This is a genomic window from Bradyrhizobium jicamae (genome assembly GCF_018130695.1).
GTDB classification, from domain to species: domain Bacteria; phylum Pseudomonadota; class Alphaproteobacteria; order Rhizobiales; family Xanthobacteraceae; genus Bradyrhizobium; species Bradyrhizobium jicamae_B.
This window is the reverse complement of record NZ_JAFCJX010000007.1, coordinates 1-24,560: the sequence shown is the minus strand read 5'-3', so window position 1 is coordinate 24,560 and position 24,560 is coordinate 1. Positions and strand designations below refer to the sequence as shown.

The following is a 24,560-nucleotide window of genomic DNA, read 5'->3' as shown; positions in this document are numbered from 1 at the left end:
CGTCACTTCCGCAGGCTGGCCCAGACGCCGCCGAGGATCAGCAGGCCGCCGACCAGATGCATCAGCGTCGGCGGCTCGCCGAGGATCGCGAACGACAGCAAGGCGCTCGCGACCGGCCCGAGATAGAGCACCAGCGACGTCCGCACCGAGCCGTAGCGGCCGGCAAGCCAGGCGAAGCCGCCATAGGCAATCAGGCCAGGAACGATGCCGGAGAAGACGTACGACGCGAACGCCTTGGCATTGAAGACATCGGCGGGCCTGCTCACCATCTCCCAGATCGCGGGCGGCAGCGAGCAGAGCGCGCCAGCGGCGGCGAACAGGCTGATGCGCGCCAGCAGCGAGGCCCCGGTGGCGACGCGCCACTGCAGCAGCGTGTAGCCGGACCAGCCGAGCATCGCGATCACCACGAGGCCGTCGCCCGAGGCCGCCTCGAGCTCGAACAGCGCCTGCCAACGCCCGCCGGAGATGATGAGCAGCGCACCCGCCAGCGCCAGCGCCGTGCCGAGCCATTGCAGCGGGCCGATGTGCTCGATGCGGAGCGCAGCCGAGATCAGCAGCACCGTGATCGGCGACAGCCCCATGATCAGCGCGATGTGGATCGCTGAGGTGTGCGCGCCGGCGATATAGACCGGGCCGCCGCACAGGAACATGCCCATGCAGCCGGCGGCGAGGATCAGCCAGAGATTCTTCGCGAGCGGAATCCGTCCGTCGCGGATCTCCGCGAACGCGAGCGGCGCGAGCCCGACCGCGATGATGCCCCAGCGGAAGAACGCCAGCGAGAACGGCGGCACCGAGCCAGCCAGGCCGCGCGCCAGGATCTGGTTGGACGCCTGCGCGGTCGCGACCAGGATGAAGCCGGCCAGTGCGATCGTGCCGCTCCAGCGATCGAGCGTCGACGGCGTGGCCGCCGTCACGGATTGATCGCTCCCTGATGCCGCGCTGCTCATGGGACATGGAATATCCCACAGGGATCACCGCGAGAACCCGGCGAACCGTCGCGACATGGGCATATGTTGGGATTGCAAGGCTTCGCGCTAGCGCCATCCCGGTTGCCGCGCTGGCCCGGCGCCGCGGCCGCGACAGCCGCCTCCCTGACTGCGCCGGCCGGACGCAGGCAGTCGTATACAGTTCGTTAACGCGGCCCGCCTACTCCTTAACGAGAATAAGGCAAGGTCGCGACATGCTGCCGGATCATCGATGAGAGAAGACCATGCCGCCTCGGGTCTGTCGGACGAGGCTCGCGTCCGCCTCTACGATCAGGCCTTCGGCGTCGCCGGCATCGGTGCCTGGGAGTGCGAGCTCGAGACGGAACGCCTGACCTGGACCGAGGGTGTCTACGGCATCTTCGGCTACCCCGTCGGCAACCCGCTGCGGCGCGCCAACATCGTCGATCTCTATATCGAGGAATCGCGGCGTCACATGGAAATCGCGCGTGCCGAGGTGATCCGGAGCGGGCGCCCGATCACGCTCGATACCGAGATCAGAACCTGGCGCGGCGAAAAGCGCTGGATGCGCCTCTCGATCAATGCCGTGCGGGAGCACGGGCGTCCGGTGCGAATATTCGGCTCCAAACAGGACGTCACCTTCGACCGGCAGGCATTGGAGTGCCTGCGTCAGCAAGCCGAGACCGACCCGCTCACCGGGCTCGCCAACCGCTCGGTGTTCCAGGCGGCCTACCGCGAGGTCGTCAGCGACAGCCTGAATTATGATTTTGCGTCCGCACTCGTTCTGATCGACCTCGATCGCTTCAAGGAGCTCAACGATACCTTCGGCCATCTGGCCGGCGACGCGTGCCTGTGCGAGGTCGCGCAGCGTCTGCGGCGGGCCTTCCACAATGCCGGCCTGATCGGCCGGCTCGGCGGCGACGAGTTCGCGATCATCCTGCGCGCGCCGACGAGCCCGGCCCGGATCGCACGCGTGCTGCAGCACACCGCCGTGATGCTGAGCCGTCCGCTGTTCTGGAACGGTCTTCGCATCGAGGTCAGCGCATCGATCGGAGCGGCTCTGATCAGCCGCCCGCATCGCCGCCGGATCACCGAACTGTTCGCGGAGGCCGACGTCGCGCTCTATGACGCGAAGGCCGCCGGCCGCAACGCCGCCCATCTGTTCAGCGACGAGGGGCGCAGCCGGGCGGCCTAGGGCACATCACACCTCGCCGAAGACGCTCACACCCAACCAGTCGCGGCAGGCTGATGCCGGCAGCCCGGCGCCGAGCAGGACACTGAGCTTGGCCAGCGCGACCTCACGGGTCATTCCACCGCCGCTCACGACCCCGGCTGACTTCATCAGGTGATCGGTCGCGTAGTGGCCGAACGCCACGGCGCCCTCGGGACACTGGCTGATCGCAACGACCACCATGCCGCGGGCATGCGCCCGCTCGAGCGCCGCGATGAAGCGCGGGTCCGCAACGGGGCCGGTCCCGGAGCCGTAGCATTCGAGCACGCAGCCGGGAATGCCGGCCTCGACGAGCGCTTCAAGCGCGGCCGGCTCGAAGCCGGGGTGAAGGGGCAGCACCGCCACACGGGCCGGCGCGACCAGCTTGCGATAGGTCCAGGGCGGCGACGCGAGGGCAGACAGCTCGGCGGTCGGGCGTAGCGTCCTCACGAAGGCATCGGTCGTCTGCGTCCGCCACTTGCTGCAGTGAACAGCCGGGATCTGCTTGCCCGCAAAATAGACGTAGCCCCCCGCCGGCGGGCCGCTCGCCAACAGGTCCAGCGCGCCCGTGACATTGTCCCAGCCATCGCTCCCGACCTCGCCGATCGGATGCATCGCGCCCGTGAGCACGACCGGCACGGGCAAACCGAGCAGCAGGAACGCCAGTCCCGCCGCCGTATAAGCCATCGTGTCGGTGCCATGGAGAACCAGGACGCCGCTGCACCCTTCATCCTCGACGAGCGATACCACCGCCGCGGCGATGCGGCCCCAGAATTCCGGCCCTGCGTTGGCGCTATCGATCAGCGGCGACAGTTCGACGAACGGCCCGACGCGCTCGCCCAGCGCATTGCGCAGGCACGCATCGAGACCGGCCTCCGGCGCCAGTCCGGCATCGCCGGGCTGCATGCCGATGGTGCCGCCGGTAATCAGGACGCCGAGCCTGCCATTGGCCGTCATGACCCATCCGATATCGCGGCGAGATCGGTGCAATCCACCAGCGCCTCGGCAACGAGCTGGGTCACATCGACCAGATACTTGGTCGTCTCGAGATCGGCGATCAGCGGCAATTCGGTGCAGGCGAGCAGCACCGTATCCGACTGGATGCGGCCGAGCAGGCTGGCAAACCGATCGCGCAAGCCCGGATGCTCGGCGCCGTATTGCTTGACGTCATAGATCAGCTGATGGAGCGTCATGCGGCCGCTCTCGTCCAGCGGCTCGAAATCGACGACGCTGCGCAGGCACCGATAGGGCGACCACGCGCCGAGCTCGGCAACCGTCCGCGCGCCCAGCAGAGATACGCGCGTTGCACCGCGCCGCCGCAGGTAGGCGCCCAGCACATCCGCGAACGAGATCAGCCGGGCCGTCAGCCCGAGCTCGTTCAGGCGCGGCGCAAACACGTTCAGCGTATTGCAGGCGATGGCGTAGGCGGCCACGCGGCCATCGAGCGCCTCGGCATCGGCCCGCAGCGCCGACCACACCTCCGATTCGGTGCGATCGAGCTCCATGGACAGGCCAAGCGCCGGATCGGAGATGATGTCGACCGCCGGCGCATCGGTGTCGTGACGGAATTGCGCGCCCATCCGGCGGCGGTTCTCCCGAAGCACCTTGGTCCAGAGATCCACACCGGCCTCGGGCCCCGAACCGGTGATGATCCCGATCCTGGGCCTGGCGACATAGCCTGCGAGAGCGATGTCTGACGATGGAGGAGGGACGGACGCGTTCATGATCATTGGCACCGTTGACGACGCAGCTGATGTGCCGCGCGGTCGGACACGGAGCAATTTCGCAACTGGTGCGGCAGTGGCGCGAGTTGCCCAGGGATGCTGGCGCAACCTGTTGCCCCCTCGATAGCGTTTTCAAGCGAAGTGGACACCGGTTCGCGTGAAGAAAACGCGTCAAAGCAAAAAAATCTAAAGCCCGTGTCGATTCATCGAAACGGGCTTTAGAGCACCGAGAACAGTCCCTGGTCGAACCGGGTTTGCTGCAGGCGCCGCCGGACATCGAGATCGATTTGCGCGTCATCGAGCGCAAACAGGCCGAGCTTGCGATAGGATTGAATGCGGGCGACCTTCGGCCCCAGATAGTCCCACACCACCCGCGAGCAACAGGGCGCGCGCTGGTCGGCCGCGCTGACGCCGAGCTTCAATCCGTTCAGGCGCGTGATCCGGTTCTTGAAGCTCGGGATCAGCACCGTCTGCGTGATCTCGTTGGAGGTCAGCGACTCATAGTCGACCACGAAGATGCGCTCGTTCAGATAGAACGCCGTGCCGAAATAGTGGCACAGCACATGCCGCGCCGGCTCGCCCGCGTCCTGCAATCTCTCGGTCCGCTCGCAAACCGAATATCCGCCCGTCTCGTGCAGATGCACCAGCGAGCGCAGGATGCGCCCGGGCGACGACATCGAATAATAATATTCGAAGTAGTAGCCGGCGTACTTCTTCAGCGTGTCGGAGGAATGCCGCCGCAGCGTCTCGATGTGCTTGAGCGGCGGCGCGCTGAGCGCCGCACGGGCCGAGGTGCTAACACGCACGCCGATCAGCTGCGCGAACTCCTCGTGCGGCCGCACGATCTCGCTCTCCTCGACGCCGAAGAAATCGCAGACGCGCTTGAGATTGTGAGCCGTCGGCGCGGTCTGGCCGCTGAGATATTTGTTGAACTGCGCCCGGTTGACCTTGAGCCGGCGACAGACCTCGGCGATGGATCGGTAGTGGCTGCAGAGCAGCTTCAGGTTGCCGGGAAAATACGCGTTAGTGAACATCTGATGCGCGGGCCCGCCTCTTGCCAAATGGCGCGTTGGTAGCGTCAGGTTGCACCATTCGTCGACAGCTTGCAAAATTGCGGCGCCTTGGGGTCCCTGCTCAGGATCGAGCTTCTCCGATCAAGGATCAGGGCGCTCCATGACCAGTCCATCTCTTTCAAATGCTTTCCCCGCAGCTAGTCCCTCCAACGACGCATTGTACAAGAAGGTGGGATGGCGGCTGCTTCCCCTGCTGATGGTGTCCTACATGGTCGCCTATGTCGATCGTGTCAACATCGGCTACGCAAAGCTCCAGATGGCCGAGCTGCCGTCGTTCGACGACGCCGTGTACGGCTTCGGCGCCGGGCTGTTCTTCGTCGGCTACGTGATGTTCGAGGTGCCGAGCAACATGCTGATGCAGCGGATCGGGGCCCGCAAGACGCTGCTGAGGATCATGTTCATCTGGGGCCTCGTCGCCGCCGGCATGATGTTCGTGCACACGCCGATGCAGTTCTACGTCATGCGCTTCCTGCTCGGCGTGTTCGAAGCCGGCTTCCTGCCAGGCGTCGTGCTCTATCTGACCTATTGGTATCCCGAGCCACGGCGCGGACAGGTGCTGGCGATCCTGATGGCGGCCGTGGTCGGCGCCGGCGTGTTCGCGGGACCGGCATCCGGCGCGATCATGAAATATCTGAACGGCGTCGGCGGCTTGGCCGGCTGGCAGTGGCTGTTCCTGACCCAGGGCCTGCCCGCCAGCATCCTCGGCATCACCGCCTATCTCTGGCTGCAGGATCGCCCCGAGGAGGCCCACTGGCTGACGAGCGAGGAGAAGCAGACCATCAAGGCGGACATCGAGTATCACCGCCCGACCACGACGGCTTCCAGCAGCGCGCTCAAGGCGCTGTTCCGCGACTGGCGCGTCTATGCGCTCGCGTTCTCGGATTTCCTCCTTATTGCGGCGAACTATGCGCTGGTGTTCTGGATCCCCAGCCTGATCAAGGCCTGGGGCGTCGAGGACCTGCTTCTGGTCGGGATTTGCGCAGCAATCCCGCAGGCCGTCGGCATGATCGCCATGATCACCGTGGGCCGGCATTCCGACCGGACCCGCGAACGCCGCTGGCATTACGCCGTGAGCACCTTCATCGCCGCGGCAGGGCTCGGGATCTGCATCCTCACGCAAGGCAATTTCGCGGGCTCCCTCGCCGGCCTCTGCGTGACCATGCTCGGTCTCGCCTCCGCTCTGCCGCTGTTCCTGACCGTCGTCACCGAATATCTGGCCAAGCCCGTCGCCGCCACCGGCATCGCGTTCATCAACAGCCTTGCGCTGCTGGGCGGTGTCGTGAGCCCGATCATGATGGCGCAGATCAACAGCCGCACCGGCGACCCCGCGATGTCGATGTACTTTGTCGCGGGGCTGTTTGCGCTCGCCGGGGTCATGATGCTCGTCGCGCTGCGTCCCGCGCCCGCGCGTACGACCGAATTTCAGGCCGAAGCCGGCGCTGAGGCATAGTCCGAAAAGAAGACATCGTACAACGCGCGTTGGAAGCGACAGCTTCCAACGCCTTCCATCAGATCTCTCCGCCTCTCTCGCACATCTTCGGTGACCGACCATGCGAATCTTTTCGGCTCTGTTTGGCACGGAAACCAACACGTTCTCGCCGTTTCCGACCTCGATCGACCAGTTCGAGCCCAACGAGCGCAAGCCGGGCGAGTATCATCTGTTCGGCCAGGTGCTTCGCGTGCTTCGCGAGCGCGCCGAACAGGAGAAGCTGGACATCGTGCAGGGACGCGGCGGTTTCGCCGAGCCCAACGGCATGACGACCAGGGCAGCCTATGAGACGCTGCGGGACCGCCTGCTCGCGGATCTGCGCGCCGCGATGCCGGTCGATATCGTCGCGCTCGCCATGCATGGCGCGATGATTGCCGACGGCTATGAGGATGCTGAAGGCGACCTGATCGCCGAAGTCCGCCGGATCGTCGGACCCGACGTGGTCATCGGCGTCGAGCTCGATCTGCACGGCTTCCTGTCGAAGAACAAGGTCGAGAACGCCGACATCCTGATCTTCTTCAAGGAATATCCCCATCTCGACATCCTCGACCGGGCCAGGGAGCTGGTCGACCTCTGCCTGCGCACGGCGCGCAGGCAGATCAAGCCCGTCATGTCCGTCGTCCCCTGCAACATGATCGCCCAGTTCATGACGCTGCGCGAGCCGATGAGCTCGTTCGTTCGGCGCATGAAGGATCTCGAAAGTACGGACGGCGTGCTCTCGATCTCGTTCGTCCACGGCTTTGCCTGGGGCGACTGCTCCGAGCTCGGATCGAAGATGCTGGTCATCACCGACGGACAAAAGAGCCTCGGCGATGCCGTGGCCGCGCAGCTCCGCGACGAACTCTTCGCCATTCGCGAGCGATGCTTTGCGGAATATCTCGACATCGAGACCGCACTGACCGAGGCGACGCAAAGTCCAGCGCATCCGATCGTGCTCGCCGATGTCGCCGACAACAGTGGCGGCGGCGCCGCCGGCGATTCGACATTCGTCCTCGAAGCGATGCTGAAGCGCGGCGTCACCGAGGCCTGCGTCGGCCCGTTCTACGATCCCGGCGCGCTCGCGATCTGCTATTCGGCCGGCGTCGGCGCAAAACTCCCCGTCCGCATTGGCGGAAAGCATTCGCTCGCCTCGGGCAGACCGCTCGACGTCGAAGCGCGCGTGCTGAACTGCGCGCCGACAGCCGACATGCTGAACTGCTTCGGCTCCGGAGGCACCACGCCGATGGGCCGTTCGGTGCGGATCGACGTCGCTGGCATCGACGTCGTGCTTGTCGAAAGGCGCATCCAGGCGCTCGGCGACGTCTTCACCCCGCTGGGGATCGATTGGCGGTCCCGCAAGATCGTGGTGGTGAAATCGGCCAACCATTTCTATGCCGCCTACGCGCCCTCCGCCGCCAAGGTGCTGTTCGTCGACTCACCCGGCGGCGCCAGCATGAACTGGAAAGAGCTGAACTATCGGGCGCGGCCACGCAATCTCTGGCCGATGGATTGAGGTCGGGAGCCGGCGGACCGACATTATCTTGCGGCTTCGAGTTTAGGTGCGATTCCGCGCAACAGAGCGGAAAGCACATTGACGGACTATGCCAATTCTCGCATAATTCGACCATGAAGGAGGTGCAGTGGCACGGTAGCAGCCGATCCGAGGTTGAAGCATTCCCGGCCGACGCCCGACGCGAGGTTGGATATCAATTGTTTCAGGTACAGATCGGCGAAGAACCGTCTGACTGGAAGCCAATGACGTCTATCGGCCCCGGCGTTCGCGAAATCAGGATACGTCAGGCATCAGGTGCATATCGCGTCATCTATCTCGCGACCATCGGCGATGCCGTCCACGTCCTGCACGCGTTCCAGAAGAAGACACAAGCAACGGCCAAGCGGGACATTGATCTCGCCAGGGCACGGCTCAGACAGATCAGGCGACCATGATGGCAAAGTCAGTATTTCACGACCTTTTCCCGGCGGAAGAAGCGGCCGAGCTCGAGATGCGCGCCAAGCTGCTCTCCGGAATCAACAAGTGGCTGAGCAAATCCGCCCTGACGCAGATCGAGGCGGCAAAGCGTCTCGGCGTCACTCAGGCTCGGGTGTCCGAGATCAGGAATGGAAAGATCAACCGGTTTAGCCTGAGCATGCTGGTCCGGCTTGCCGAACGCGCAGGGCTGCGTCCCGCTATCAGGTTTCAGAGAGCAGCGTGAGGGCGCTGGCAGTTGCTCTGGCGTGACGCTTTCCTGACGGTGCTCGTTGCGCTCATTGCCTTGAGCTTTGTGCCGTCGCTTCGGAGATCGCGGCGTCGCCCGGTTCGGTTCGATCCCAATCGGCCTTATCAGGCCTATACCCGAGAGTTCGACGTCGAAACCAAGACCGACGATCTGGATGCGATCCTGGCGACGCTCCCTGAGCCTGACCGGCGCTGGGCCGAGCGCTATCCACCGGTCGATCCCGGACCGCTGTACGATCTCGAAACGGACCTTGCTGCACAGCGTGCGGACATGGGGGCCGCGCCGCCGCAAGACAGCTCCCCTCCTGCTGCTGATGCGATCGTGTCATTGCTCATCGATCATTCCGGATCAATGCGCGGACAACCGATGCTGTTCGCGGCCAAGGCCGCGCTGGTCGCCTCCGACCTGCTCGACGGCCTCGGCGCAAAGCAGGAAGTGCTCGGCTTCACGACCGTGCGCTGGAAGGGCGGCCAGAGCCGAGAAAAATGGCTGAGCGACCGTCACCCCTCCTATCCCGGGCGATTGAACGACCTGCTGCACATCATCTATTGCAGCGCCGGCGAGGCGCGACACTGCGCCACGATGCTGCGGCCTAGCCTGCTTAAAGAGAACATCGACGGCGAAGCCATCGAATGGGCTGCGTCGCGTTTGCGCCGACGCGACGAAAGGCAGAAATGCCTGATCGTGCTGTCCGATGGTGCGCCGGTCGACGATTCCACATTGTACGAGAATGGCGATAGGTATCTGCCCGAAGATTTGCGCCGCGTCGCCAACGAGATCGAGCAAGCCGGCGACATTCAACTCGCGGCAATAGGCATCGGCCACCCGGTCGGGCAGTACTACAAGCAAGGCATCACCATCGACTCGCCGGAAGAGCTGGAGAGCACCCTGATTCAGCTCATCAACCGACTATTGCACCCGGCGCCTTGATGGTGCGGCGCATCGGTAACGCGCAGGACGGGCCAAGGAAATCGATGAGGGGAGGCACTCCCCCCGCTTCGCAGCAGCGCTCCGACGTGATTGACTGCTCACATGAAGCACGAGCCGATTTCGGACGAGACCACACCTTTGCCGTCTACACCCGACGGATGGTTTGATTATGCCTATGCTGTGCTTTGGAACGGTGATTTGGCGGTGGTGCGCACCGATGGCGACGTCCATGCGGAGGTCGCAAGCTGGTACGACCAAATTCAGCGCGGAAATACCCATGCGCCTCATCCGGGTTTTCAAGGCAGGCACCTGCGCCTTAGCACCTTCGATGGCAACACAGAGAGCGGTGCGATCGAGATACCGGCCTGTCCTTGGCCACGGGTCGACCGCCTTCCCGATGGGCGGTGGCTGGTCGCCAAGCGCCGCGCGGAGCCTGACGCCAGCAATGCTTGTTTATTTGCTGCCGATGGAACGCCGGCCGGCACCTTTGCGATGGGCGACGGCATCGCACATATCCAGTGCGCGGAGGACGGCACGATTTGGGTCGGCTATTTCGACGAAGGCGTCTTTTCCGGCGCGTCCGAAGGTGGAAGCTGGCCGGTCTCGTCGTCAGGCATCGCGCGCTTTGGATCGGATGGCAGCGTCCTGTGGAAGTTCAACGATCACGCGCGCGACAACCTCTTCATAGCCGATTGCTATGCGCTGACTATTGATGGGTCTCCGCTCTGGTGCTGCGCTTATGAGGGCTTCCCAATTGTCAAAGTCGAGCGTGGTGTGATCCGACATTGGCGGAACGAGGTCGCGGGCGCGAAAGCCTTGGCTGTCGACGGCGATCTTGTTCTTCTGGCCGGTGGCTACGGTGACCAATCGGAGCGGATCGCGCTGCTCCACCTTGGCGACGATCATCAGGCCCAGCAGATCGGCGAATCGCAATTCCAGAGGCCTGATCGAAATAAAGCACGGCTGGTGCAGGGGCGCGGGGCAACGCTGCATATTGTTGGACAGGGGAACTGGACCAGGCTGAGTGTAGCCGCGATCAACGCAAATCGAATTCGCGGGCGGTAGGCAGATTAGCGTCACCGGGGGTGAGCGGGCGGGCTGTTCGATCGACGCCCCGACGCCGGGGCCACGTTAGTTCAGGCGGGCGACATGGATGAGTCGCTTCGCTTCCCAGCAGTCGTGGATGCAGCAAAGTGACCACCGCCCATCGCGTTAAAGGAAGTATGAAAAATCAACAACCTCGCTCGCGTGTCGATTGTGAATGGAGCGATGGCATTGACGACGGGGAAGGCTAGCAGCATCTCGCCTGCAGATGAAACCCCGGCCGGCACGTTGCGGACCGTATGCCGACCAATCTGCATCTCCCTGATGAGAAGGGTTGGCAGGGTGCGGATCGTTCCATCCGCCATCTTGAAGCGAACAGCTTCCTGCCGAACCCCATAACCATCGCGAACAATTCTGGCAGCAACAGCCTCTGACACCAGGCACGTTGTCGCGCCAGTATCCAACAGCATCCTGAGCGGCTGGACGCCCAATACCACATCTATCATCGCCGACGTGCCATTATTGGTTGGATAGATCGGCACACTATCGACGACCGGAGCCGATTTGGTCGTTGCGGCGATAGTAGGTGCGGCGATCGTAGGTGCGGCGACAGGGGTTAAGGCAGCCTCGAACCGTGAATGCCACCCGGCTTTGTCGGCGACGTAAAGCACCGCGCCCAAGGCGGCTGCCATCATGGAGAGGCGATAGAAGAAGGCGTCTGTCACAGGCGATTGTTCGCTCTCAGTGCGAAGTCTGAGGACACTGCGCACCAGGAAGAAGAAGACTGCCATCGCCAGAAAGACGATGCTGTAAGGATCGACCTTGACCATTGTTCGCCCATTCCAGAGGCCGCCGGCAACGCGGAAACAAAGAACCAACGGGCCAGCCAAATTACCGCAGCCCGGTTGATCGCTCCGAACTAGTTTGGAGTACCTCGTTGGCGGCATCTTTGTTTGGAGCTGAGTGGGCCGTCAAACCCCGCATTTGGCGCTGAGGTCGCCCCGGCCATTAGACCGCTGATTTGCCCGACGGCGCAAGGCCGCGCAACAAAACATATTTTGCTTTACTGGAATTTCTGCTTATTCCAACAATAACTCCGTCTCACCCGACACGAGGGGCATTGCGCAACATCCGGAACGTGGGCCGCGGCGGCTGCGCACCGAATCGACAATTTGCCTTGGGTCAATCGAGCGGTCGATTTTGACCGTGCGAGGTGAGGCCGAGAATGGCGCACTATCCAGAATAACGCCACGAACCTATACCCGGTTGAAATTCCTTGTGATTTTGTACCCACCCGACAAGGCGCCGATCGTCGGCGCCAATCTCGGCCCTGTGCGCGCGTCACAACTCTGCGCGCCTTGGCGGCTCCGGGGTGCTAGTATCTTCGAAGCCGCAAGACTCAAGGATTCGCGTACGCGATCGAATCGCGGACAGGGAACGATGCACCCGAAGAGGTGCACTGCAAAAACAACGCCCGACCGTCATTGCGGTTGATCGGCCGGGGACATGGAGGACGCTATGGCATGGCGCGACGACAAGGCCCGGGCAACCCTGATCCGCGATGCAGCAGGCAGCGTGCCGCCGGGCAAGAGCCCACGGGCCTTTGCCGAGCCTCTGTTCGGCTACACCAATATCGAGGATCTCGACAATTTCGATGCCGACTCGCTTGCCCTCCTGGCGGAGCAGGCCTGGGAGCACGTGCAGCGCCGCACGGCCGGCAGCGCCGATATCCGCGTCGTCAATCCGACATTGCCGAACGGGCGCGAGATTTCCGTGCTCGAGATTCTCAACGACAACATGCCTTTCCTGTACGACTCCACGATGGCGGAAATCGCCGAGCAGGGCATCGAAGTCACCCTGGTCGCCCACCCGATCATCGCCGTGGAGCGCGATGATGAGGGCAAGCTGCTTCGGTTCTACGGCGAAGCGCTGCCGGAGGGAGCAAGGGGCGCGCGCGAAAGCCTGATTCACCTCCACATCACCCGCCTGGACGCCGACGCCGACCGCCAGAAGTTGATCGACGGCGTGACCAGGACGCTGAACAACGTCCGCGCCTGCGTCACCGACTGGCGCGCCATGCGTGACCGGGTCGAGGAAGCGATCAAGACGTTCTCCTCCAATCCGCCGCCGCTGCCGATCGACGAGGTCGCCGAAGCCAACCAGTTCCTGCAATGGCTGTGCGCGGACAATTTCACCTTCCTCGGCGTGCGCGAATATCGCTTCTCGCCCGACAGCGATACGTCCGACGACATCATGACCCGCGACGGCCTCGGCATCCTCAGGGATTCCGACGTCAAGGTGCTGCGCCGCGGTAGCGAAATGGTGGTGATGACGCCGGAAATCCGCGAGTTCATGCACGAACCGACGCTGCTGATCGTGGTCAAGGCCAATGTCAGTAGCCGCGTCCATCGCCGCATCCGGATGGATTATGTGGGCATCAAGCTCTATTCGCCCGACGGCCGGCTCGAAGGCGAATTGCGCGTCGTCGGCCTGTTCACCTCGGGCGCCTATACCCGCTCGGTGCGGCAGATCCCTTATGTCCGCCACAAGGTCTCGCGGGTGCTGCAGCGCGCCGGCTTCGACCCGAACGGCCATTCGGGCAAGGCGCTGATGCATATCCTCGAGGATTATCCGCGCGACGATCTGTTCCAGATCGACGTCGACACGCTCTACAATTTCGTCATCGAGATCCTGATCCTCTATGAGCGCCCGCGCGTCCGGGCGCTGGCGCGGGTGGACAAGTTCGATCGCTTCGTCTCCATCCTCACCTTCATTCCGCGCGACAAATACGACACCGACGTCCGCACGCGCGTCGGCGCCTTCCTGGCGCAGGTCTACAAGGGCACCCTGTCCGCGTCCTACGTCTCGTTCCCCGAAGGCGCGCTGGCGCGCGTCCACTTCATCATCGGGCGCTATGAAGGCAAGACGCCGGTCGTCGAGCGCGCCACGCTGGAAGCGGGCATCAGCGCCATTGCCGCGACCTGGGCCGACAAGCTGAAGGCCGCGCTCAGTGCGTCGACCGACGGCATGCGCGCGCGCATGATCGCCAACCGCTATGCCCAGGCCTTTGGCGGCGGCTACAGCGAGGTCTTCACCGCGGAGCAGGCGATCGCCGATATCGCGACCATCGAAAAGCTGACCCCGGCCCGCCCGGTGACGATCTCGGTTCACCGCGACAAGGACGAGGACGATCCCAGGCGCTTCAGCCTGAAGGTGTTCTCCGACGCCGCACCGCTATCGCTGTCCTACCGCGTGCCGGTGATCGAAAATCACGGCCTGCGCGTGGTCAACGAACGCAGCTATCAGATCGTGCCCGGCAACAGGCCGGAGCCGGTGTGGCTGCACGAGATGACGATCGAGACCAGTGATGGCCAGCCGATCGAGATCAATCGGGAATTCAGCCATCGCCTGGAAGCCTCGATCATGGCTGTGGTCACCGATCGCGCCGAATCCGACGGATACAATGCCCTGATCCTGCGCACGGCGCTGGGCTGGCGGGAAGTCTCGACCATCCGGGCGCTGTCGCGCTATCTGCACCAGATCCGCGCGCCGTTCACCCAGGATTACATGTGGCAGACCGCGCGCAAGAACGCCGCGATCACGGCGAGCCTCGTCGCGCTGTTCCAGGCCCGCCTCGATCCGCGCCTCACCTCCACCGATGCCGAGCGTTCGGCGCGCGAGACCGCCCTGCTCGCCGAGATCGAGGAGCAGCTCAAATCCGTCGCCTCGCTCGACGAAGACCGCATCCTGCGTCGCTTCACCAATCTGGTGCAGGCGACCATCCGCACCAATCTGTGGCAGATCGGCGAGGATGGACATCCGCGTCCGGTGATCTCCTTCAAGTTCGACGCGCGCCGGATCGACGATCTGCCGGCGCCGCGACCGCTCTACGAAATCTTCGTCTATTCGCCGCGGGTCGAAGGCATTCACCTGCGCTTCGGCAAGGTCGCGCGCGGCGGCCTGCGCTGGTCCGACCGGCCGCAGGATTTCCGCACCGAGATCCTGGGCCTCGTCAAGGCGCAGCAGGTCAAGAACGCCGTGATCGTGCCGGTCGGCGCCAAGGGCGGTTTCGTGCCGAAGCGGCTGCCGCCGCCGTCCAATCGCGACGCCTGGCTCGCCGAAGGCACCGAGGCCTACCGCATCTTCGTGCGCTCGCTGCTCGAGCTCACCGACAATCTCGACGGCGACGCCGTGGTGCCGCCCGATTCCACCGTGCGCCATGACGGCGACGACCCCTATCTCGTGGTCGCCGCCGACAAGGGCACTGCCACCTTCTCCGACGTCGCCAACGCGATCTCGACCGAAAAGAACCATTGGCTCGGCGACGCCTTCGCCTCCGGCGGCAGCCAGGGCTACGACCACAAGAAGATGGGGATCACGGCGCGCGGCGCCTGGGAGGCGGTCAAGCGCCACTTCCGCGAGCTCGGCACCGACATCCAGACCATGCCGTTCACCACGGCCGGCGTCGGCGACATGTCCGGCGACGTGTTCGGCAACGGCATGCTGCTGTCGCCGGCGACGAAGCTCGTGGCAGCGTTCGATCACCGCGACATCTTCATCGATCCCTCGCCCGATCCGAGCGCCAGCTTCGCCGAGCGCAAGCGCCTGTTCGACCTGCCGCGATCGAGCTGGCAGGACTACGACAAGTCGCTGATCTCGCAAGGCGGCGGCGTGTTCTCGCGCACGCTCAAGGCGATCCCGCTCGCGCCGGAAGTGCGCAGCCTGCTCGATCTCGACAAGGAGCAGGCCACGCCGTTCGAGGTGATGACGGCGATCCTGAAAGCGCGCACGGACCTGCTGTGGTTCGGCGGCATCGGCACCTATATCCGCGCATCAGCGGAGAGCGACGATCAGGCCGGCGACCGTGCCAATGATCCGATCCGCATCACCGGCACCGACGTTCGCGCCCGGGTGATCGGCGAAGGCGCCAATCTCGGCGTCACCCAGCGCGGCCGCATCGAAGCGGCGCAGAAGGGCGTCAGGCTCAACACCGACGCGATCGACAATTCGGCCGGCGTGAACACGTCCGACGTCGAGGTCAACATCAAGATCGCGCTGGCACGCCCCGAACGCGAGGGACGCCTCAGCCTCAGTGACCGCAACACCCTGCTTGCCGCGATGACCGACGAGGTCGGCACGCTGGTGCTGCGCAACAACTATCTGCAGACGCTGGCGCTCTCGCTCGCCGAACGCAAGGGCGTGGCCGAGACCGGCTTCCTCACCCGCCTGATGCAGTCGCTCGAGCAGCGCGGCCTGCTCAGCCGCGCCGTGGAGTTCCTGCCTGATGACGCCGCCATTGCCGAGCGCACGCGGCGCGGCCAGGCCCTGACACGGCCGGAGCTCGCCGTGTTGCTCGCCTACGCCAAGCTGACGCTCGACGAGGACCTGCTCGCGACCGGCGTGCCTGATGATCCCTATCTCGCCCGCAGACTGTCGCTGTATTTTCCGCGCGAGATTCTCGACAAATTCCCGACCGCGGTCGAGCTCCATCGCCTGCGACGCGAGATCATCGCGACCAGTCTCGTCAATGCCGTGATCAACCGCGGCGGCCCGGCCTGCATCGTGCGTCTGACGGACGAGACCGACGCCGATATCTCGACCATCGTCATGGCGCAGGTTGCGGTGGACGGGATCTACGAGCTCAGGCGACTCAATGACGCGATCGACGCGCTCGACACCCGAATCGACGGGCAGTTGCAGCTCAGCCTCTACGCGGCGATCCAGGACCTCCTGCTCTCCCGCATGGTCTGGTATGTACGCAATGTCGATTTCAAGGATGGCCTGGGCGCAGTCATCGCCCGGTTTGGCCCTGCCGTCCGCGAGATCGCAGCCGCGCTCGACGACGCCCTGCCGCCGGACATGCAGGCCGCGCGCACCAAGCGCCGGCAGGACCTGACGGATGCCGGCGTCGGAAGCGGCCTAGCCGGCGACCTTGCCGACCTCGATGCCCTGGTCTCGGCACCTGATATCGTGGTGGTCGCCGAGCGCACCGGTCGCAGCATCGGCGATGCCGCAGCGACGTTCTTTGCCGCCGAGGCCAATTTCCGTCTCGACCGCATCATCGCCGCCGCGCGCAGCGTGCCGGTCAGCGATTATTTCGAACGCCTGGCGATCGACCGCGCCGTCGAGCTGATCGCTGCAGCCGAAAGACGCCTGGCCGCAGACATGTTGACCATCGGACAATCCGGTCAGCAGGCTGCCGAGACCTGGCTTGCGGCTCATCCTGAAGCCACCCGCATCCGCCGCGCGGTCGAGGAGATTGCCGCAGGTGGCCTGACGCTCGCCAAATTGATGGTGGCGGCCAATCTGCTGGGCGATTTGGTCAAAGGCTGAGGGGCAAAGGCTGACGGGCGCACGGCTCGAATATGACGCAGTAAGGCCCGGTGTGATATGTGTCACTGTCGGATCCGCAGGCTTGCTCCATCGTATCTTTGTCAAGACATACTTGGCGTTCCAAATTTTGGCTTTCCAATTTGAGGAGTTGATCAGATGACGAAGAAGCCGATCAAGGACCTGGTCGAAACGAAAGACGTAACCACCGAGCTGAAGAGCGACGAGCTGAATGCGGTCAGCGGCGGTCTCATCAACACCCGCGGTCTCACCACCATCGGCGGCGTCGCGAGCAAATCGATCACCCAGTTGACGGACGAATAGTCCAGCACAGGATGATCCTCATCATCGGCGAGCCGGGCGACCGCCACGTGCGCCACGTCACAGCGCGGCTTGATGCGCGCGGCTCGCCGTATTTCCTGTTCGATCCGCGGCGGTATCCATCATCCGCCGAGCTGACCGTCGATTATGATCGGACGGGTGCCGTGCGGCGGTTCCTGACCTGCGCGGACAAGCGCCTCGATCTGGCGGATGTGCGTGCGGCCTGGCACCGCGCACGGGTACGGCCGACGCCCGCTCCGGACGTTCCGGAAGACCAGGCCTGGTGGGTCGCGGAGACCTGCGCGCGTTTCCTCTCGCAGCTCTATGAATGCCTCGATTGCCGTTGGATTCCGGAGCGACCGGCGTCGGCATCCGCGCCGCTTTACCAGGAGGACGCCGATCCACCGGCGTGCGCCCCATGGGCGGCTCTTCCCGTGCGGAATCAGGCTCCCTCGCCCGAAAACAAGCTTCATCAGCTGTCGGTGGCCGGACGCGTGGGTTTCGCCGTGCCCCGCACGCTCGTGACCAACAGTCCCGAGCGGTTTCTGGATTTCTACGACGCGTGCGACGGCGGGCTGATATCGAAGCGGGCCGTCAACCTCGCGCCGCGCGTCGGCGGGGTCGCGACCCGACCGTACACCGTCTCGGCACGGCGTCGCGACGCTGCCAACAGCAGTGCCGTGCGGCACGCGCCGGTCATGTTCCAGGAGAAGGTGCCAAAGCGCCTCGAGCTCAGGGTGACCGTCGTCGGACGGCGCGTGTTCGCCGTCGAGATCCAGTCCCAGGACAGCTACCGGCAGCAGACGGACTGGCGGCACCATCCGGAGTACGGGCAGTCGCAATTCTACGCGACCCATGTGCTGCCGGAAGCGATCGAGCGACGGTGCGTGCAGGTGGTCGAGGCGCTCGGCCTCACCTTCGGGGCGATCGACCTGATCCTGACACCCGACGGCGAGTACGTGTTTCTTGAGGTCAATATCAATGGGCAGTGGGCCTATCTGGAGGACATGCTCGCTCTGCCGATCAGCGATGCGATCGCCGAGTTGTTGATTGACGGCACGGCTTATCTCGATTGCACGATCCCCGCAACTGCGGAAAATCCCGGGCCAGGCGCATGACTGAAGCTGTGGAACAGGCTCTTGCCGAGGCGCTTGCGCTCCTGCGTGAGCTGCCGCGCCATCGTCACGGGGAGCGGGCGGCGCGGGCGCGCTTCGCGCAATTCAAGACGTCGCATCCCGGATTGCCCTGCCGCTTGCTGATCGAGGCGAAGCCAGGCTCGGACGATCTCGACTACGACATCTTGCTGACGATCGCAGGTGCCGGCACCGCGGCGCTGTCCTGGCATCCCGACCATGGCATCCCCTGGACGGCGCGCTATGCCGATCACTGGGCCGCGAATTTCGTTCTGACGATCAATGGCAGGTCGACCACGATCCAGTCGGCGCTGCTCTATCTGAGCGCGCGCCTGCAGCCGCGGCCCGACCTGATGCGGGATCTGGTCGACCGCGCGCTGCTCTTCGCAGCCATCGAAGATGCGCCACCCGACATCGGCGAGGCGGAGCTCGAGGCCGCCGTCGATACGTTCCGCATGCGGCAGCGCCTGTACAGCGGCGCCGCCATGCAGCAATGGCTCGACGACATGCAGCTGACGATGGAAACGCTGCAGGAGCTGGTTGCGCAGAGCCTGCAGTTGGAGAAGTTCAAGATCGCCCTGGTGGCGGATCAGATGCGTCCGCATTTTGACGCACATCGGCGCGACTTCGACCGCCTGACCGTGATGCGGCTGGAAACGAAGACGCCCGCCTCCGCTCGTCGCCTCGCCGCGACGTGGCGGCGCTCAGGAACCTGTCCCGTTCTCGACGGCAAACAGGCGCCGCGGGACGCGAGCGGACGATTGGAAACTTTGTTCGCCTGCGACTTGCCGGCGGCGTTCGCCGGCGCCGAGAACGGCAGTGTCATCGGCCCGGTGGACGACGGTGGCACGTTCTGGGTCGGGCAAGTCCTCGCCCGCCAGGCTGCGCGCTATGATGACCCGACCCGCGAACGGATCCGGGACCTGATCATCGACGCGTGGCTCACCGCCCAGAGGTCGAAGGCGACCATTCACTGGCATTGGGTCTGACGCTCTGCCAATCGCGGTGACGTTGCGCGAGTTCGCACGCCGGAGTTCCACCGAGACCGCCCCACCTTCCAATCGTCGGATTTTCTTTGGCCGGGCAAGCCTCCTCAATGTCATCAGCTGTCAGTGTGGCCTATGGGACGACTGCGCCACGTTGCTCCCACGGCCCCGGATTGAGAACCGCGCCGCTGATTTTTCCGGTGGCATCGCGCGTGAACGCGATCCGCGTATGATCGCCGCTCCCAACTTGGAATTCATCGTTCGAGCGAACCACCACCGGCGTCGGCCGGCCCCTGTCGAAATCGAGGATTGACCAACCGCCTGTTGCCTCGACGACGAGCTTGCCGTCTGCGACACTGACTTGAAGCGCGACACTCTGCGCAGGAACCGCCTCCCGGGCAAAGGTAACAACGAGCGGACCGCTCTGCGTCGCGCGGATGATCTCGAACTTGATCGCGGCGTTGACCGGACCTGAAATCCGACGAAAGGCCGCTTCCAGGGTCAGGCCCTTGATCGATCTATCGCCGATCGCGGTGATGAGATCTCCCGCCATGACGCCTGCTTTCGCGGCAGGGCCGGTGTCGGCCAATTTGATCACCCTGAGGCCATCGGTGCCCGCGATAACGGACTCAAGCCCGGTCCAACCATTGCCGTCGGCGACCGAGGTCTGCCTGTCCAGCGAACTTGCAGACCCGCCGAAAACGTAACGTCCGACGTATTCGGTGAGGGCGCCGGCATTTCGTTGCCCGGCTGCGACCGGCGCCGGCGCTTCAGGCACCTTCAGCGCCGCATAGGGCAGGCGACGGACGGCGTTGAAATAGAAGCCGTTCTCACTGTGCTCGCTCCGCTGCATCATCATGATCAGGATCAGCTTCTGTGCCGGATCGACTGAGAAGAACGTGCCCCAGCTTCCCTGCCAGTTGAAGCTTCCGACTGCGCCCGGAATCAGGCTGAAATCGGGGCTGGTGCGGACTGCGAAACCGAGCCCCCAGCCCGTACCGAAGGCCGGACCGACTTCATGCCCCGCAATGTGCATCTCGGGTGGCAGCGAATTCGTCGTCATCAGCCGGACCGTTTCGGGCTTCAAGATACGCACGCCGTCAAGCTCGCCGCCGTTGAGCAGCATCTGGCAGAAGCGCAGAAAATCAGGAACCGTGGAGACGATGCCTCCGCCGCCCGAGAAGAACGTCTGCGGCTTGCCGACGTCGCTATTCGCGAAAGGGGGTTGGGGCTGCGGCCCCGGCACGGCGACGAGACGGGCAAGCTTGTCCTGCGGTACCGAGAAGCCGCTATCGACCATATGCAGCGGCGCGAAGAGGCGGCTTTGCAGAAACTGATCGAAGGGCTGTCCCGACACGACTTCAATGACGCGGCCGAGCACGTCGTAGCCGATGGCATATTCCCAGACTTCGCCCGGCTGGTGCAGAAGCGGCAGGGCGCCGAGGCTCGCGACGAAGTCCGCGATAGGCTTGTCGCGCCGGAACGGCGCCCTGGCGCCGTACAGTACGTGAATCGCGGCATTCTCAAATCCGGGATCGGCGTAGTCCGGCGAAGCATAAACGAGGCCGGACGTATTGCGCAGCAGGTCCCGGATCGTCATCGCACGCTTCGCCGGTTCAAAAATATTCCGCGCAACATCCGGGAGGATCGGATCCCCGGTGACCGGATCCTTTTTGACGACCTGCATATCCCTGAGTTCCGGCAGATACTGCGCCACGGGAGCGTCGAGGTCGAGCTTGCCGTCGTCGACCAGCATCATGGTGGCGACGCTGGTGATCTGCTTGGACATCGATCCGATGCGAAAGATCGAATCCGGCCGCATCGGCATTTTCTTGTCGTGGTCCTCGAAGCCGGTGGCTTGCAAATAGGTGAGCTTGCCGCCCCGAGCGATCCCCACGACAAAACCGGAGGGATCGCCTTTTGCGCTCTGCGCTTCGAACCAGGAGGTCATGCGCGCCAGTCGCCGCGCCGAGAAACCGAGACTGTCCGGATCGCCGACGGTCTGCAAGCCATCGGCAAGCGCCGCCCCTGCCAGATAGAGCGTGAGCGCCGCCAGCGCGGTCAATGAAACGGCAAATCGCTGATATCGCATGGGCAGCCCCGTTGTCGCAGCTATTGCGAGGAAAGACCGCCATCAGCCTGTCAAATGTTGTCGATCCCTTCTCGCCGATTCCTGCAATTCGGCTGGCCGATTCCTCAACCCGACTGGCCGATTTTCAATCGATCGTTCACCGGGGCCGCATTTCCCGACATGGCGAGGCGGCGGAATTCGGTTGGGGTCAGATCTGTCGCGGCCTTGAAGGCGCGGTTGAACGGCCCGATCGACTGGAAACCTGTGTCCATCGCAATTGTCAGCACCGGGACTTCCACTTGTTCGGGGTCGACCAGCGCTGCCTTGGCTTCGCCGATCCGGTAATGATTGAGAAACGCATTGAAATTGCGGTAGCCGAGGCCCTCATTGATGAGCTGCCGCAACCGGTAGTCCGGCACGCCCAACTCGGCGGATAGCGATCCAATCGTCAATCGCTCACGCCGGTAGATGCGCTCGACGGTCATCAGCTGTTCCAACCGGCGCAGGAGAGCCGGTTCAATCGTGGCAGGCTTGCGCTGATCGTCAGACGCCTTAGCTGGCGCGCCGAAGCGGACATTTGTCGCGGGCAGCAGGATTGAACCTCCTCGCGTCCCCGCTTCTAGCAGATTCCATGCGCTCAAGCCGACCAACACGAACAGAGCGAGAACGTTGGCGACGCTAGTCATGGAAAAAGTGGGATACGAGGGCTGCTGCAGGAAGCTCAAGTAAGAGTTGAAAACGATTTGGGCCGACGCCCCGATCAATACGACCAGCCGGAGCCGACGCCGGCCCTGCACCAGGTCCGCCGGCCAGGTGACAAGCGTCTGCGCTACCGCCAACAACGCCAGGCCGAGAGAGGCGAACGGCAGCGTGCGTTCGATCGCAACCTCGATCGCGGCCGATCGTGTGATGCCGCTGGTGTCCAGCCATTGCGCGACGACGACGGCTGCCCACAAGACGCCATGCCAGAACCGCGGGACGAAATCGTCATCGAAGGCAGCACGCGCCCATAGCCAGAACACAACACAGTTCGCGCTGGACAACGCCAGTAGCAACAGGCCCCACCACGCAAACGGCCGCGGGAATGTCGGCGCCGAGCAGATCATCGAAGCCGCGGCGCCGATCGCGAGCGCGGCTCCCAGCAACGCGGCCGTGCTGTCACGGCGATCGCGCAGCGCCAGGGCTGCGATCAGCAGACACAATGCGACGACGGCGCCCCGCAACCCCAGGTCGATCGACATCAAACCGCTGGTGCCCACGACCGGAAATACTCCGAATGCCATTGTTGACGCCAAGCCGCGTAGGTTCGCTCATACGCCCTTGACGCAGCTAACGTCGAGTCGGCGGGTGATTTCAAGCGGCTACGAAGTGGACGGGAGGTGCTGCGCCTCAAACCAAGAGGTCGTGTGTTCCAAGCGCCGCGCCGAAAAGCCGAGACTGTCCGAATTGCCGACGGGGCCGGGCATTACGGTGACAGTGCTGGACTGCACTGTCACCGTAATGGCCGGTTTTCTCCACCCCATCCACGCTGACAGTGAACGCCAGCCGGAAGCGAACATCCCCGCCGCCTTTGTCGCAGGCCCTGTACAACAACAGCACGCCAACAAGCAGGACCAGCCACAGGACCGCTTTTCTGTTCATGCGAGCAATCCCTGCGACCATCTATCCAGCCCTTGCCATGCGCTCGCGTCGGCAGTGGTGGTGGTCAGGTTCGGTCGCATCAGTCATCGGTTACTCTCGTCCGTTTCAATCTGGCTCGTGCGGTGGGGCTTGAAGATTCCGCTCTTGGAATAGACCGTGCTCTTGGGCTTTTGATCGATCCTGATCTCGTCCAGCCACGGGGCTCTGATTTCGAGCCTGGTCAGCAGCGGTGCGTCGGGCGCCGCTTCGATGGTGACCGACCGCAATTCGATATCGGCGCCAATCGCGCGGGAGAATTCCTCTGGGCAGAGCTGCTGCGCGCGCTCGTAGGGCTGACCATACGGAAACCAGATGAAGGCGGGATAGGAATCGTCCGTGAGATCACGCTTGTCCCCGCGGAGCCTGGCGAGCGCCACCGGCTCCAGGCGGAATTTGCCGGGCAATGACTCCGCCGTGAGCGGTTTCTTGCAGGCCAGTCCATACTGCTTCTTGCGCCTGAACCATTCCTCGCCATCGGAAGCCATCGACGCGACCAGTGTGCCGTACTGGCCAAGGTCGATGACGGGGGTAACGCCGTTAACGACGGTATAGGTCGCCTCACCGGTCCCCCAGGAGGCTCCTCCCCTCCAGTAGCGCACCGCGATGATACTGGAGCCGGACTTCGTCGCCCCATTGACGCTGACCGAGAAGGCCAGCCGATAGCGAAAGGTGGCGTCGTTGCCGCCGCAAGCCGCCAGCAACACCAGCGCCCCTCCGAGCCGCGCCGCCGCGACGACAGCTTTTCGCCGCGTCGTCATGCCGCGATCCCTATACGCGCCGACGGATTTTCGTTCGTGTGAGAAGATGACTCGTCAAACCGATCGCAGATGAACATCAAATTTTTCCGGTGACGCCGTGATGCTTCTGACCAGCCCTCGTCGGGGTCAGGACCAGTGCCATGAACAATGCTCGATCATAGCATCGGCAAGCAAATTGGTGTGCTTTGTGGCGACGCTTATCCCTGCGTGTACCCATCAATCTCACCCGGTGCTTTCCAAATCGCTAAGACCTGTGACAAATTCGACACGACGGGCAAATCAGTTCGGGTTGCCGGAATCGTGTCAAGCCCCGAACTCAAAAATAATTCGCTTTACACAAATTCTGATTATAGTAATATGCGCCCGTCTCACCCGACACGAGGGGCGCTCGCCATCGCCACGAACGCGGGTGCAGATGCGGTGGACGCCGAGTGTGCGCTAGGCGAGTGCATATGAGGCGTACGGCGAAGTCGTGTGGGCCTGCCGCCCCGATGCTGGTGGCAAGTCCGTGAGGGATGAAAGTTCCTTGCGGATGATGGTGGCACAAAAGCAGAGTCTCACCAGGGCGAGCACGTATAAGCCGTAAAGCCATCGCGCAGGGAAGGCCGGCGTGCCTCCGCTGCATTTGTATGCCCGTGTGCGCCCCTTTCT

At 63.9% G+C, this 24,560-nt stretch carries 20 protein-coding genes; 11 read left to right on the top strand and 9 right to left on the bottom strand.

What is annotated here, in order from left to right; translation table 11 throughout:
- Positions 1 to 2: 2 nt before the first annotated feature.
- Positions 3 to 947, bottom strand: a complete 945-nt coding sequence (locus JQ604_RS11550; protein WP_212357061.1) for a DMT family transporter — start codon at positions 945 to 947, stop codon at positions 3 to 5.
- Positions 948 to 1,197: 250 nt separating this feature from the next.
- Here JQ604_RS11550 and JQ604_RS11545 point away from each other — a divergent pair, with 250 nt between their 5' ends.
- A complete protein-coding gene (locus tag JQ604_RS11545; protein WP_212357058.1) occupies positions 1,198 to 2,139 on the top strand; it encodes a sensor domain-containing diguanylate cyclase in 942 nt (313 codons plus the stop codon).
- A gap of 6 nt (positions 2,140 to 2,145) precedes the next feature.
- Here JQ604_RS11545 and JQ604_RS11540 read toward each other — a convergent pair whose 3' ends face one another.
- From JQ604_RS11540 to JQ604_RS11530, 3 genes are all read right to left on the bottom strand, one after another.
- Complete coding sequence (locus JQ604_RS11540) at positions 2,146 to 3,144, bottom strand: asparaginase (RefSeq protein ID WP_212357055.1); 999 nt, start codon at positions 3,142 to 3,144, stop codon at positions 2,146 to 2,148.
- Positions 3,108 to 3,878, bottom strand: a complete 771-nt coding sequence (locus JQ604_RS11535; RefSeq protein ID WP_212357052.1) for an aspartate/glutamate racemase family protein — start codon at positions 3,876 to 3,878, stop codon at positions 3,108 to 3,110. The genes JQ604_RS11540 and JQ604_RS11535 overlap by 37 nt, the downstream gene beginning before the upstream one ends.
- A gap of 218 nt (positions 3,879 to 4,096) precedes the next feature.
- The gene (locus tag JQ604_RS11530) at positions 4,097 to 4,912 is read right to left on the bottom strand and encodes a helix-turn-helix domain-containing protein (protein ID WP_212357035.1); all 816 of its coding nucleotides are present in this window, start codon (positions 4,910 to 4,912) and stop codon (positions 4,097 to 4,099) included.
- 139 nt (positions 4,913 to 5,051) lie between these two features.
- On the opposite strand from JQ604_RS11530, the gene JQ604_RS11525 reads away from it, so the two are divergent.
- The 6 genes from JQ604_RS11525 to JQ604_RS11500 all read left to right on the top strand — a co-directional run bounded on the left by JQ604_RS11525 (position 5,052) and on the right by JQ604_RS11500 (position 10,651).
- Positions 5,052 to 6,401: an MFS transporter gene (locus JQ604_RS11525; protein ID WP_212357032.1), complete on the top strand. Its 1,350-nt coding sequence runs from the start codon at positions 5,052 to 5,054 to the stop codon at positions 6,399 to 6,401.
- Between the two features lie 100 nt (positions 6,402 to 6,501).
- On the top strand, positions 6,502 to 7,932 hold the full coding sequence (locus JQ604_RS11520) for a M81 family metallopeptidase (protein WP_212357029.1): 1,431 nt from the start codon (positions 6,502 to 6,504) through the stop codon (positions 7,930 to 7,932).
- 113 nt (positions 7,933 to 8,045) lie between these two features.
- Positions 8,046 to 8,366: a type II toxin-antitoxin system RelE/ParE family toxin gene (locus JQ604_RS11515; RefSeq protein ID WP_212357027.1), complete on the top strand. Its 321-nt coding sequence runs from the start codon at positions 8,046 to 8,048 to the stop codon at positions 8,364 to 8,366.
- Complete coding sequence (locus JQ604_RS11510) at positions 8,363 to 8,632, top strand: helix-turn-helix domain-containing protein (protein ID WP_349631090.1); 270 nt, start codon at positions 8,363 to 8,365, stop codon at positions 8,630 to 8,632. Before JQ604_RS11515 ends, JQ604_RS11510 begins: the two co-directional genes overlap by 4 nt.
- Before the next feature lie 12 nt (positions 8,633 to 8,644).
- Entirely contained in the window at positions 8,645 to 9,586 is a 942-nt protein-coding gene (locus JQ604_RS11505) for a cobaltochelatase CobT-related protein (protein WP_212357022.1), read from the top strand.
- Positions 9,587 to 9,688: 102 nt separating this feature from the next.
- Entirely contained in the window at positions 9,689 to 10,651 is a 963-nt protein-coding gene (locus JQ604_RS11500) for a hypothetical protein (RefSeq protein WP_212357019.1), read from the top strand.
- Positions 10,652 to 10,722: 71 nt separating this feature from the next.
- Here the strand turns inward: JQ604_RS11500 and JQ604_RS11495 are convergent, their stop codons facing one another.
- The gene (locus JQ604_RS11495; RefSeq protein ID WP_212357016.1) at positions 10,723 to 11,460 is read right to left on the bottom strand and encodes a retropepsin-like aspartic protease; all 738 of its coding nucleotides are present in this window, start codon (positions 11,458 to 11,460) and stop codon (positions 10,723 to 10,725) included.
- Positions 11,461 to 12,136: 676 nt separating this feature from the next.
- On the opposite strand from JQ604_RS11495, the gene JQ604_RS11490 reads away from it, so the two are divergent.
- From JQ604_RS11490 to JQ604_RS11475, 4 genes are all read left to right on the top strand, one after another.
- Entirely contained in the window at positions 12,137 to 16,963 is a 4,827-nt protein-coding gene (locus JQ604_RS11490; protein WP_212357013.1) for an NAD-glutamate dehydrogenase, read from the top strand.
- Between the two features lie 156 nt (positions 16,964 to 17,119).
- The gene (locus JQ604_RS11485) at positions 17,120 to 17,284 is read left to right on the top strand and encodes a hypothetical protein (protein WP_212357000.1); all 165 of its coding nucleotides are present in this window, start codon (positions 17,120 to 17,122) and stop codon (positions 17,282 to 17,284) included.
- Positions 17,285 to 17,295: 11 nt separating this feature from the next.
- Positions 17,296 to 18,399, top strand: a complete 1,104-nt coding sequence (locus tag JQ604_RS11480) for an MvdC/MvdD family ATP grasp protein (protein WP_212356997.1) — start codon at positions 17,296 to 17,298, stop codon at positions 18,397 to 18,399.
- Positions 18,354 to 19,403: a TIGR04500 family putative peptide maturation system protein gene (locus JQ604_RS11475; RefSeq protein WP_212356994.1), complete on the top strand. Its 1,050-nt coding sequence runs from the start codon at positions 18,354 to 18,356 to the stop codon at positions 19,401 to 19,403. The genes JQ604_RS11480 and JQ604_RS11475 overlap by 46 nt, the downstream gene beginning before the upstream one ends.
- A 130-nt stretch (positions 19,404 to 19,533) precedes the next feature.
- Here JQ604_RS11475 and JQ604_RS11470 read toward each other — a convergent pair whose 3' ends face one another.
- The 4 genes from JQ604_RS11470 to JQ604_RS11455 form a co-directional block, all read right to left on the bottom strand.
- On the bottom strand, positions 19,534 to 21,492 hold the full coding sequence (locus tag JQ604_RS11470; RefSeq protein ID WP_212356989.1) for a serine hydrolase domain-containing protein: 1,959 nt from the start codon (positions 21,490 to 21,492) through the stop codon (positions 19,534 to 19,536).
- Between the two features lie 104 nt (positions 21,493 to 21,596).
- Positions 21,597 to 22,712 carry a helix-turn-helix domain-containing protein gene (locus JQ604_RS11465; RefSeq protein WP_249158201.1) on the bottom strand — a complete coding sequence of 372 codons (1,116 nt, stop codon included), beginning with the start codon at positions 22,710 to 22,712 and terminating at the stop codon, positions 21,597 to 21,599.
- Between the two features lie 148 nt (positions 22,713 to 22,860).
- Positions 22,861 to 23,112, bottom strand: coding sequence for a hypothetical protein (locus tag JQ604_RS11460; protein WP_212356986.1), 252 nt, complete (start codon positions 23,110 to 23,112; stop codon positions 22,861 to 22,863).
- Between the two features lie 83 nt (positions 23,113 to 23,195).
- Positions 23,196 to 23,909, bottom strand: coding sequence for a hypothetical protein (locus JQ604_RS11455; protein ID WP_212356984.1), 714 nt, complete (start codon positions 23,907 to 23,909; stop codon positions 23,196 to 23,198).
- Between the last annotated feature and the right edge of the window lie 651 nt (positions 23,910 to 24,560).

Bases quoted from the DNA above. Each gene is read 5' to 3' on its own strand.
- JQ604_RS11510 (WP_349631090.1), top strand. From the start codon at position 8,363: ATGATGGCAAAGTCAGTATTTCACGACCTTTTCCCGGCGGAAGAAGCG.
- JQ604_RS11520 (WP_212357029.1), top strand. From the start codon at position 6,502: ATGCGAATCTTTTCGGCTCTGTTTGGCACGGAAACCAACACGTTCTCG.
- JQ604_RS11525 (WP_212357032.1), top strand. From the start codon at position 5,052: ATGACCAGTCCATCTCTTTCAAATGCTTTCCCCGCAGCTAGTCCCTCC.
- JQ604_RS11495 (WP_212357016.1), bottom strand. From the start codon at position 11,460: ATGGTCAAGGTCGATCCTTACAGCATCGTCTTTCTGGCGATGGCAGTC.
- JQ604_RS11455 (WP_212356984.1), bottom strand. From the start codon at position 23,909: ATGACGACGCGGCGAAAAGCTGTCGTCGCGGCGGCGCGGCTCGGAGGG.
- JQ604_RS11465 (WP_249158201.1), bottom strand. From the start codon at position 22,712: ATGTCGATCGACCTGGGGTTGCGGGGCGCCGTCGTCGCATTGTGTCTG.
- JQ604_RS11485 (WP_212357000.1), top strand. From the start codon at position 17,120: ATGACGAAGAAGCCGATCAAGGACCTGGTCGAAACGAAAGACGTAACC.
- JQ604_RS11480 (WP_212356997.1), top strand. From the start codon at position 17,296: ATGATCCTCATCATCGGCGAGCCGGGCGACCGCCACGTGCGCCACGTC.
- JQ604_RS11530 (WP_212357035.1), bottom strand. From the start codon at position 4,912: ATGTTCACTAACGCGTATTTTCCCGGCAACCTGAAGCTGCTCTGCAGC.
- JQ604_RS11460 (WP_212356986.1), bottom strand. From the start codon at position 23,112: ATGAACAGAAAAGCGGTCCTGTGGCTGGTCCTGCTTGTTGGCGTGCTG.
- JQ604_RS11550 (WP_212357061.1), bottom strand. From the start codon at position 947: ATGAGCAGCGCGGCATCAGGGAGCGATCAATCCGTGACGGCGGCCACG.
- JQ604_RS11470 (WP_212356989.1), bottom strand. From the start codon at position 21,492: ATGCGATATCAGCGATTTGCCGTTTCATTGACCGCGCTGGCGGCGCTC.
- JQ604_RS11490 (WP_212357013.1), top strand. From the start codon at position 12,137: ATGGAGGACGCTATGGCATGGCGCGACGACAAGGCCCGGGCAACCCTG.
- JQ604_RS11500 (WP_212357019.1), top strand. From the start codon at position 9,689: ATGAAGCACGAGCCGATTTCGGACGAGACCACACCTTTGCCGTCTACA.
- JQ604_RS11535 (WP_212357052.1), bottom strand. From the start codon at position 3,878: ATGAACGCGTCCGTCCCTCCTCCATCGTCAGACATCGCTCTCGCAGGC.
- JQ604_RS11545 (WP_212357058.1), top strand. From the start codon at position 1,198: ATGAGAGAAGACCATGCCGCCTCGGGTCTGTCGGACGAGGCTCGCGTC.
- JQ604_RS11515 (WP_212357027.1), top strand. From the start codon at position 8,046: ATGAAGGAGGTGCAGTGGCACGGTAGCAGCCGATCCGAGGTTGAAGCA.